This is a genomic window from Collinsella sp. TF08-11AT, from assembly GCF_003437035.1.
In the GTDB taxonomy this organism is placed as follows: Bacteria; Actinomycetota; Coriobacteriia; order Coriobacteriales; family Coriobacteriaceae; genus Collinsella.
Map to the genome: position 1 here is coordinate 131,072 of NZ_QSRL01000003.1, position 10,271 is coordinate 141,342.

General features: G+C 62.2%; 6 protein-coding genes. 3 read left to right on the top strand and 3 right to left on the bottom strand.

Translation table 11 applies throughout. From position 1 onward, the window contains the following. Positions 1 to 98 precede the first annotated feature (98 nt). The 3 genes from DXC79_RS03650 to metK form a co-directional block, all read right to left on the bottom strand. On the bottom strand, positions 99 to 1,823 hold the full coding sequence (locus DXC79_RS03650; protein ID WP_158550959.1) for a L,D-transpeptidase: 1,725 nt from the start codon (positions 1,821 to 1,823) through the stop codon (positions 99 to 101). Between the two features lie 149 nt (positions 1,824 to 1,972). Further along, on the bottom strand, positions 1,973 to 3,580 hold the full coding sequence (gene sdaAA / locus DXC79_RS03655) for an L-serine ammonia-lyase, iron-sulfur-dependent, subunit alpha (RefSeq protein WP_117635188.1): 1,608 nt from the start codon (positions 3,578 to 3,580) through the stop codon (positions 1,973 to 1,975). Between the two features lie 312 nt (positions 3,581 to 3,892). Then, positions 3,893 to 5,173: a methionine adenosyltransferase gene (metK, locus tag DXC79_RS03660; RefSeq protein ID WP_117635189.1), complete on the bottom strand. Its 1,281-nt coding sequence runs from the start codon at positions 5,171 to 5,173 to the stop codon at positions 3,893 to 3,895. A 347-nt stretch (positions 5,174 to 5,520) separates the two neighbouring features. Here metK and gltX point away from each other — a divergent pair, with 347 nt between their 5' ends. The 3 genes from gltX (at position 5,521) to def (ending at position 10,215) form a co-directional block, all read left to right on the top strand. Next, positions 5,521 to 6,996, top strand: coding sequence for a glutamate--tRNA ligase (gltX, locus tag DXC79_RS03665; RefSeq protein WP_117635190.1), 1,476 nt, complete (start codon positions 5,521 to 5,523; stop codon positions 6,994 to 6,996). A 210-nt stretch (positions 6,997 to 7,206) separates the two neighbouring features. After that, positions 7,207 to 9,660 carry a primosomal protein N' gene (gene priA, locus DXC79_RS03670; protein WP_117635191.1) on the top strand — a complete coding sequence of 818 codons (2,454 nt, stop codon included), beginning with the start codon at positions 7,207 to 7,209 and terminating at the stop codon, positions 9,658 to 9,660. 18 nt (positions 9,661 to 9,678) lie between these two features. Then, positions 9,679 to 10,215, top strand: a complete 537-nt coding sequence (gene def / locus DXC79_RS03675; protein WP_117635192.1) for a peptide deformylase — start codon at positions 9,679 to 9,681, stop codon at positions 10,213 to 10,215. Positions 10,216 to 10,271: the final 56 nt, after the last annotated feature.

The window sequence follows — 10,271 nt, forward strand, 5'->3', positions numbered from 1 at the left end:
TATACGCCCGTCGCGATAGGCGGGCGTATAGAAGTTGCGGATGACGGTACTGTAAGTTTTGTCGCCGTGCTGTTTACTTGTTGTAGACGTTAGCTGCGTTACGAGTGCACGACCACGCAGAGGCCGACTTTGATGCGCTCGTGGAGCGACTTGGCATCGGCCAGACGCAGGTTGATACAACCGTGGCTACCGCACCACTTGTACGATTCGGCGTTATCGAAACTCGAATCGTTTTGCCAGGTGGCGTCGTGGAATCCGACCATATTGCCCTCGAACGGCATCCAGTAGCTTACCGGGCTCTCGTATTTGGGCTTGCCGGTCTCGGGGTCCTTGGCACCGATGAGTTTGCTGGCGCCATCGTTGCTGTTGATCTGCCATACGCCCTCGGGGGTGGCGTCTTCACCCGGTTTGCCAGAAATAAAGTTGGCCTCCCACACGATGTTGCCGCTCTCGTCGTAGTAGCGCGCATGCTGCTCGGACAGGTCGACGTCGATATAGGCCTTCCAGTCGGGCTCGCCCTTGGCGGTAAATGTGTCGGCCTTCTGGGAGTACTTGATCTCGATTTCGCCGGTCTGCTTGTTGTTAATGGCGTCCTCGACTTGCTTGGCGAGCGAGCTGCTGTCGATGGACCAACCAAAGTCGCCGCCTTCGACGGCGCACTGCTTGCCATCGGCGCGCGTCCACCAGCGAGTGGAGCCCACGGTATTAAAGCCGTTGGCGAGCTCGGCTGCCCAGCTGCTGATCTGCGACGTATCGAGCGTGGGGTTGGCCGGATCGGCAAAGCTGATCCACTGCAACACGGAGCTGCCATCAACCTTGCCGGCATCCTCGCCGTTGAGCTTGAGGGTCACGTTGACGCCCAAGAAGTTGTTGGCGGCATCGCATGCAGACTGAATCTGATCATCGGTCAGCGTTCCATTGAGCGGCTCATAGGCATCGTTGCCGAGCTTGGAAAGATCTACGGTCTCGGCCAGCGAGGCAAGCTCGAGCTCGGCATACTTAATGACATGCTCGCGGTTGAGTTTTTCGTTGGAGCGCGCCTTCTCGACGGTAAACTTGCCGGCCTGCTCGTCATAGGAGCTATTGGCCTCGAACGCGCCCGAACGCCCCTCGTTAAACTCGTCGACGGCGGCGCCCAGATCCTTCTCAAACTGCTTTTGGTCAAAGGTGTCGGAGAGCATGGACAGGTCGACGTCTTGATCAAGATCGACTTCGTTGGAGCTAGCGGTTGTTTTGGTCTTGCCGCTTAAGGATTCTACAAGGCGAACCGGCCATACAATGGCTTCGTTGCGGCTGATAATCTCTTTTGCGGCAGCTTCGCCGTCGACAATGGGCTCATCGGACTCGGGCTGATAGGTCCAGCTAAAGTCATCGCCTGTCACGGTGAGCTTATAGTGCTTCCACGCCGAGTTGACCTTGGTGGCGGCAGACGATGCGTTTGAGAACGAGACGTCGACGCCGGCGATGGTGGTGTTGGGGTAGGCTACCTGCGAAAATGCTACGGCGCCTACGATATAGACAATGACGATAAGACCCAGGAGGACAAAGAGCGTCGTCTTTTTGCCCGACTTATTGTTCCCGGTGGGTTTGCGCGCGGGGCCGCGATCGCCTCGACCGTGCGTGGGGGGCTGCTTGGGCGTATTGCCGTTTGCCTGGCGCTGCTGACGTTGCTGGCGCTGCTGGTTCGGGCGTTGCGAAGCGTTTGCCGCACCACGCTGCTGACCGTGGCTCGGCGCGATAGGACGCGGCGACTGAACGCCGCCGGTGTGCCTGCTCGGCTGCTGCGGATCGGGAATCAGTTGAGTTCGATCGTTTTGCGACATCGTATGCATATCCTTCGGATTTCGCCTTGCGGCTCATCGTGTTTTTACTGGGCTTGCATTATAGCGATTACCTAGTTGATTGTGGTATGGAAACGGTGGCATTCAAAAGAGGTGGGACATTTGTCCCACCTTCGAGTCGTTCTTTGTCGCTATCCGCACACACCGCATTTTGCACAGGCCGAAAGTGCGGCCGGAGCCTGCGCGATGCCGCCCTTTGCCGTCTCGCGCAGCGTGGCCGGCAACGCGTGGCCCACCGAGAGCACGACGTGCGCCATCTGGTCAAACGGCACCAGGCTCTTAATGCCGGCGAGGGCAAGCTGTGCGGAGCTAAAGGCGGCTGCCACACCGATGGCGTTGCGGTTTTGGCAGGGCACCTCCACGAGGCCACCGACGGGGTCACAAACGAGGCCCAGCAGATTACTCAGCGCGATGGAACTGGCATCGAGCGCCTGCTCGGGTGTGCCGCCGAGCATCTGCACCAGCGCGGCGGCAGCCATGGCGGCCGCACTTCCTACCTCAGCCTGACAGCCGCCCTCGGCGCCGGCAACGCAGGCGCTCGTGGTGAGGTTGAGGCCGATGGCGGCGGCGCAGTAGAGCGCGTCCATCACCTGCTCGTCGTCGAGCTGCAGGTGGTCGGCGAGTGCCAGCACACAGCCGGGGACGACGCCTGCGGATCCTGCCGTCGGAGCTGCGACGATCACGCCCATGGTGGCGGAGCGCTCGAGTACGGCCATGGCGCGGGCCACGGCGTCGGTCTGGACGGCGCCCATCAGGCTTATGCTCAGATCGTTTCGGCTGGTGGCATCGACAAGCTTTGCCTCGCCGCCGATGAGGCCGCCGAGCGAGCGCTGTGGATTGGAAATGGGGGCTGTGCTCTCTTCGCGCATGACGTCGAGTACGCGGCGCATGGCGGCGATAGCGTGTGCCTCGCCGGTCAGACGTGCCTCGCGCACGGCCATGACGGCGCCGATGTTGAGCCCCAGTTCTTCGCACGCATCGAGCAGCTGCTCGCCGTCGTCGAAGATTTCCTTTGCTGAGACGCCGGGAGAGAGCGACGAGGCAGAACCGGGGAGCTCGATAAAGGTCGCGTAATCGACATTGTCGAGCTTGCGCAGCATAGGGACGACGGTGTCGTCGGGCGCGCCGTCGGTCTCGAAGACGGAGTAGGCCTGGCCGCCCACTTCGGTGCGGTAGGTGCGGCAGAAGGCGATGTTCACGTGTGCGTAGGCGAGCAGGTTCGTGAGCGCGGCGAGCACGCCGGGGACGTCGTAGTGCGCCACGAAGAGTGTGGAGTACATGCCCGAGATGTCGACGCCGACGCCGTTAATGCGGCTGATGCGCATCTTGCCGCCGCCCAGGCTCTCACCGCGGACCTGGGCCGTGGCGCCCGTGTCGTCGACCATGTCGATGTCGACGGTGTTGGGGTGGATGGAGGCGTCGTCGCCCTTGATGTCAAAGTGATATTCGAGGCCCTGCTCGTGCGCGAGGTCGAAGGCCTGCTTGATGTTCTCGTCATCGGTGTCGAGGCCCAGGATGCCCGCGACGAGCGCACGATCGGTGCCGTGGCCGCGGTAGGTGTGGGCAAAGGAGTTCCACAGGCCAAAGGTGACCTTAGTGATGCGGCCTTCCAGCAGGCTGGCGGCAACTTGGGCGCAGCGCAGGGCGCCGGCGGTGTGCGAAGAACTGGGGCCGACCATGACGGGGCCCAAGATCTCGAATGCCGAGGTCGTAGCTAGTGTTTGCGGCTTGCCTGCCATGGGTGCTCCTGTTCTATCCCGTCGTTCCGAGGGCTTTGGTATTTGGTCGCCTGCTCTACAGTCCTGGCTCGCACGGAGGCCACATTAAGTGGCCTCCGGCTCGTGCGGAACTCGCGACCGACCAAATACCAAAGCCCTCAGAACTTAGGATACATGGTTGGAGTGGCTGGATGTCAATATTTATCAGCTGGGGACGTGCTGTTCATTGCGCATCGAAATATTCACACCACCGTGTAAATAAAAAGAAGTACCGGTTGGGGCCGGTACTTCTTTTGGTTCTAATGCTTTGCTGTCTGGGCTCTGCGAACTTATTTACAGGCCGCAGGCTGCTTTGAGTTCTTCGACTCGGTCGGTATTCTCCCAGGTGAAGTCGGCGTCTTCGCGGCCGAAGTGACCATAGGCTGCCGTCTTTTCGTAGATGGGGCGACGCAGGTCTAGGTCGCGGATGATTGCGCCCGGGCGCAGGTCGAAGGTCTTCTCGACGGCCTCGACGATCTTGTCCTCGGCAACATGCGCGGTACCGAAGGTGTCGACCATGATTGAGAGGGGCTTGGAAACGCCGATGGCGTAGGCAAGCTCGACTTCGCAGCGGTCGGCCAGGCTGGCGGCGACCACGTTCTTGGCGACCCAGCGCGCGGCATACGCGGCGGAGCGGTCAACCTTGGTGCAGTCCTTGCCGCTAAAGGCGCCGCCGCCGTGACGGCCGTAGCCGCCGTAGGTGTCGACGATGATCTTGCGGCCGGTGAGGCCTGTGTCGCCCATGGGGCCGCCCACGACAAAGCGACCGGTGGGGTTCACGTAGATGTCCGCGTTGTCCCACGGCATGTTCTCGGCGGCCATGACCGGGGTGATGACGTGTTCGATGAGGTCGGCCTTGATCTTGCCCATGTCCTCAATCTCGGCGGCGTGCTGCGTGGAGATGACGATGGTCGTGACCTCCACGGGCTTGCCTTCCTCGTAGCGCACCGTGACCTGGGTCTTGCCGTCGGGGCGCAGGTAGGGCAGGGTTCCGTCATGGCGCACGGCAGCCAGGCGCTCGGCCAGGCGGCTTGCCAGGTAGTGCGGCATGGGCATGAGGGTCTTGGTCTCGTTGGAGGCATAACCGAACATCATGCCCTGGTCGCCGGCGCCGATCAGGTCGATCGGGTCGGTGGTAGCGCCGGTCTGGGTCTCGAAGGACTCGTCAACGCCCTGGGCGATATCGGGCGACTGCTCGTGGATGAGGCTCATAACGCCGCAGGTGTCGCAGTCAAAACCGAACTTGGCGCGGTTGTAGCCAATGCGGCGGATGACGCCGCGGGCGATTTCCTGTACGTCGACGTAGGCCTGGGTGCGAATCTCGCCGGCGACGATGACCGTGCCGGTGGTCACGAGGGTCTCGCAGGCGCAGCGGACGTTCTCCACGTTGGCGGGCACACCGTTGGACGCAATATAGCCCTGCTCCTGCAGCTCTATTTCTTTGGCGAGGATTGCGTCGAGGACGGCGTCACTGATCTGATCAGCGATCTTATCGGGATGACCTTCGGTCACCGACTCCGACGTAAAAACAAAGGACCCGTGTTGGAGTGGGATGGAACGAAGTTCTTCTGACATGATTGTCCTTTCAAAAACGTGTCCCAGCGACCGTTACCATTCCGCCGGGCTCTCTATGCAAGGGCACATCATAGCGCGTAAATCAAACATTCACACCCTTTCCGCACCTACTCATTGGGGACAGACTTAAATGACCAGCCAATAGGAAAACTCTTACGGCACCTGAGGACGTTCCTTATGTGCCGGCAGTTTGGGACACTCCTCCATTTGCCCGCTGTAAGTCTGCCCCAACGAATGGTCATTTAAGTCTGTCCCCAATGAGTGGGTCGGTGCCCTTTGTGCGGAGGTTGCTTTGATGCTTTATACTGGTGCGGTTAGACATCCATCCTGCAATCGAGGAGATTTCCATGGCATCAGACGTTCGCGTCCGCTTTGCACCCTCACCGACGGGCAAGCTGCACATCGGCGGCGCCCGCACCGCTATCTATAACTGGGCTTTCGCCCGCGCAAACGGCGGCACTTTCATCCTGCGCATCGACGACACCGATCCCACCCGTTCCACCGACGAGAATACGCAGATCATCCTGCGCGCCATGCGTTGGCTGGGCCTGGATTGGGACGAGGGTCCCGAGGTGGGCGGCGACTATGGCCCCTATGCCCAGACCGAGCGCCTGGACCTGTACAAGCAGGCCGCCCAGAAGCTTTGGGACGAGGGCAAGGCCTATCCCTGCTTCTGCACCAAGGAGCAGCTCGACGCCGACCGCAAGGCCGCGCAGGAGCGTAAGGACCCCTTCCAGGGCTATCAGCGCCGTTGCCGCGATCTTGATCCCGAGGAGGCCCGCCGTCGCATCGAGGCCGGCGAGTCCTATGTCCTACGCATAAAGGTGCCCGAGGACCGCGGCGACGTCGTCATTCACGATGCCGTCCACGGCGAGGTGACCTTCGACGCCAAGGAGCTCGACGACTTTGTCATCTTCCGCTCCGATGACACGCCCACGTACAACTTCGCGACCGTCGTCGACGACGCCATGATGAAGATCACCCATGTCATCCGCGGCGACGACCACCTGTCCAACACCCCGCGTCAGGTCATGGTCTACGAGGCCCTCGGCGCCCCCGTGCCCACGTTCGCCCACATCTCCATGATCCTGGGCGCCGACGGCAAGAAGCTCTCCAAGCGCCATGGCGCCACCTCGGTGGAGGAGTACCGCGACGCTGGTTACCTGTCCGACGCCTTCGTCAACTACCTGGCGCTGCTCGGCTGGTCGCTCGACGGCGAGACCACAATCATCCCGCGCGATGTCCTGGCCAGCAAGTTCTCGCTCGACCGCATCTCCAAGAACCCGGCGACCTTCGACCCCAAGAAACTCGACTGGGTCAACGCCGAGTACATCAACGGCATGTCCGATGCCCAGTTTGCCGACGAGATCATGGTCCCCGAGCTGCACGAGGCGGGTCTCATCGAGGGCAACGTCGAGTACGGCGAGGACTGGATCGACGCGCTTGCCGCAATCGTCAAGCCGCGCACCAAGATGCCGGCCGACGCCGTGACCGTCGCCGCTCCCATCTTCGCTACGGCCGAGACGCTCGAGTATGACGAGAAATCCGTTAACAAGGGCCTGGCTAAGGAAGGCATGGGCGTCATTCTGGATGCCGCCAAGGCCGCGCTCGAGGGCGTGGACAAGTGGACTGCCGAGGCCATCGACGCCGCGCTTGAGCCGCTGCCCGAGCAGATGGACCTTAAGAAGCGCGTGGTGTTCCAGGCCGTGCGCGTCGCCGTCTGCGGCAACATGGTGAGCCCCCCGCTGGGCGAGACCATGGCGCTTGTCGGCCGCGACGACTGCCTGGCACGCATCGACCGCGCCCGCACGATGGCGCTATAGTAGACGCGTAAACGCATGTATCCGAGCCCCGTTCCCCCGAGCGGGGCTCTTGTTTCTGTACCGATGAGTGGGTTGCTGGGACAAAATAATCAGTAGTGTTTGTCCCATGTTCGAGTGACGCAACGAGCTCGACACTCGTATCGGCCATGGGACAAACTCTACTGATTATTTTGTCCCACCCCTTTCAGGTCCGTTCGTTAGAGGTGGCGTATGGCTCAACAACTGTCGCTGTTTGGTTCGCCGGAACCGGAGGAAGCTCCGGTGAAGCCCAAGCCTGCCGCTGCCTCGGCTCAGTCTAAGCCTGCGCCCGAGCCCCCTGCCGCCTACGCGAGCGTGGTCCTCGACATCCCCACCCGTGCGCTGTCGGAACCGTTTGCTTACGGCATCCCCGAGTCCCTTGCCAACGAGGTCCAGATCGGATCCACGGTCCTGGTTCACTTTGGTAACCGTGCCGCCGCGGGCTATGTCGTCGACATTGCCCCTGAGCTGGGCGACCTGCAGGGCAACAACGCCCTCGACCCCGCGCGCATTAAACCCATCGAGGCCATCCTCAGCAAACCGCTCTTTACCGCCGAGGCTGCCCGCATCGCACGCTGGATGAGCCGCGAGTATGTCGCGACGCTTTCCGAGTGCCTGCGCCTGTTTTTGCCCCCGGGCGGCAGCCCGCGTGTGGTCAAGGGCGACGACGATGCGTGGACTGTTGAACGGCCCGCCGTCAAGCCTATCCAAAATCGTTGGGTGATGCTTACGCCCGAAGGCTTTGACTATACGCCGCCCAAGACCGCGGTCCGTCAGCGCCAGCTCATCGAGGCGCTGCAGTGCGGCCCGGTTACGACTCGCGACCTTAATCTTCTCTATAACAGCATGTCGGCGACCATCAAAGCGCTCGAAAAGCGCGGCGTCGTGGTGGTGGAGGAGCGCCGCGCCTGGCGTGGCTGCAGCGAGCAGACCACGCTGTCCTCGGCAAGCGGCAAGGCGCCGGTCTCCCTTACCAACGGCCAGCAACAGACACTCGCGCAGATTGAGCGCGCCCGTCTGGACGCTCATGGCGACGTGGTGTTGGTCGACGGCGTCACCGGCTCCGGCAAAACCGAGGTTTACCTCTCCGCCATCGAGCGCGTGCTCGCAGCCGGTCGCTCTGCCTGCGTGCTGGTGCCCGAGATCTCGCTGACGGCCCAGACCGTCGGCCGCTTCCGCTCGCGCTTTGGCGAGACGGTGGCCGTTTTCCATTCGCGTCTTTCTGCTGGCGAGCGTCTCGACCAGTGGGATATGGTCGCCAGCGGTGCGGCCCGCGTGGTGGTCGGCGCCCGCTCGGCGCTCTTTTGCCCGCTCAGCGACTTGGGCCTCATCATCATCGACGAGGAGCACGAGACTAGTTACAAGCAGGGCTCCAGTCCGCGCTACCATGCGCGCGAGGTGGCAGCCGAGATGGCGCGCCGCTATCGCTGCCCGCTCGTGCTGGGGTCGGCCACGCCTTCTGCCGAGGCCCTCGACCACTGCCGCCATGGAACGTATAACGGCACCACTTGGACGCGCGTCGAGATGCCCGAGCGCCCGGGACACGCCGTGCTGCCCGAGGTCCGCATTGCCGACCTGCGCCGCGAGTTTTCGCACGGTAGCCGCTCCATGTTCTCAAAACCCTTGATGGAGGGATTGGAACGTGTGGCCGAGCGCCGCGAGAAGGCCGTGTTGCTGCATAACCGCCGTGGCTTTGCGCCGTTCCTGATGTGTCGCGAGTGCGGCTGCGTTCCCACCTGCAACCACTGCTCCACAGCGCTTACGTATCACGAGCGCACGCACACGCTGCAATGTCACACCTGCGGTTCGTCTTGGCGCGTGCAGCCGTATCCCGCGCCCACGAGTCGTTGCCCCAAATGTGGCAGTCGCTACCTGGCAAAAATGGGGCTGGGCACGCAGCAGATCGAGGACGCACTGCACCAGATGCTGCCCGAGGACGTCGCCATCATCCGCATGGATGCCGATTCCACGCGCGGCAAGGATGCGCACAAAAAGCTGCTCGAGCAGTTCGATGCGGCCGATTGCGCCGTGTTGCTGGGCACCCAGATGATCGCCAAAGGCCTCGACTTTCCCGAGGTCACGCTCGTGGGTGTGGTCAATGCTGACTTCGCCCTCAAGCTGCCGGATTTCCGCGCAGGGGAGCGCGCCTACGATTTGCTGGAGCAGGTCGCCGGTCGCGCCGGTCGCGGCGATCGCCCTGGCGAGGTCATCATCCAGACGTATCTGCCCGAGGATCCGGTCATCCGCGCCGTCGCCGAGCACGATCGCTCGATCTTTACCGACTACGACCTGGACCAGCGCCGCGACGCACTGTATCCGCCGTTCGTGCGCCTGGTTAACATTTTGGTGTGGTCTGCAAACCGCGACGATGCGCAGGATTATATCGGGCGCATCGCAAAGCTTCTTAAGCGCCGCTGGCATGCCGCCGCGCCCGATTTTTTGCGGGCGGGGAGTGCCGTGCCGCAGGTGCTGGGCCCGGCTTCGTGTGTAATCGAGAGAGCCAAGGACCGTTACCGCTTCCATCTGCTTGTGAAGTCGCCCGTGGGGTACCATGTCTCTGATGATATCGACGCCTGCCTCAAAGAGGTGGGCTCCGTGCGCGGCGTGAGCGTGAGCGTTGACGTCGACGCCTATGATTTGATGTAACAACCTGAAAGGATGGCCATGGAAGCCAACGGAATCGTACTGTCGCCCGACCCTCGTTTGCGCCAGGAGTGTGCCGTCATCGAGGAGATCACCCCGGCGATCGAGGCGCTTGCCGAGAAGATGAAGAAGATGATGTTCGACAACGGCGGCTGCGGCCTGGCTGCTCCGCAGATCGGCGAGCTTATTCAGCTCGTCACCATCGACTGCGACTACAGCGACAAGAACGACTACGACCCGTACGTGCTCATTAACCCCGTCATTGTTGAGCAGAGTGACCATCTGGTGCCCTTTAGCGAGGGCTGCCTTTCCATCCCTGGCATTAGCTGCGAGATCGAGCGTCCCGACCATGTCGTCGTCGAGGCGTACGACTTGGATGCCAACCTGATTCGCTACGAGGCTTCGGGCGACCTGTTCTGCGTGTGCCTGCAGCACGAGATCGATCACCTGCACGGCAATACCATGTTCGAGCGACTCAAGCCGATGCAGAGGATCAAGGCAGTCAAGGAGTACCAGGACGCCCTGGCCCGCGGCGCTCGACCGGGCGAGACGGAGTAGGTTTGTCTGTCCCCGGGGCGCCCGCCTATATCATCCCGTGCTCAAACATTCTCGCT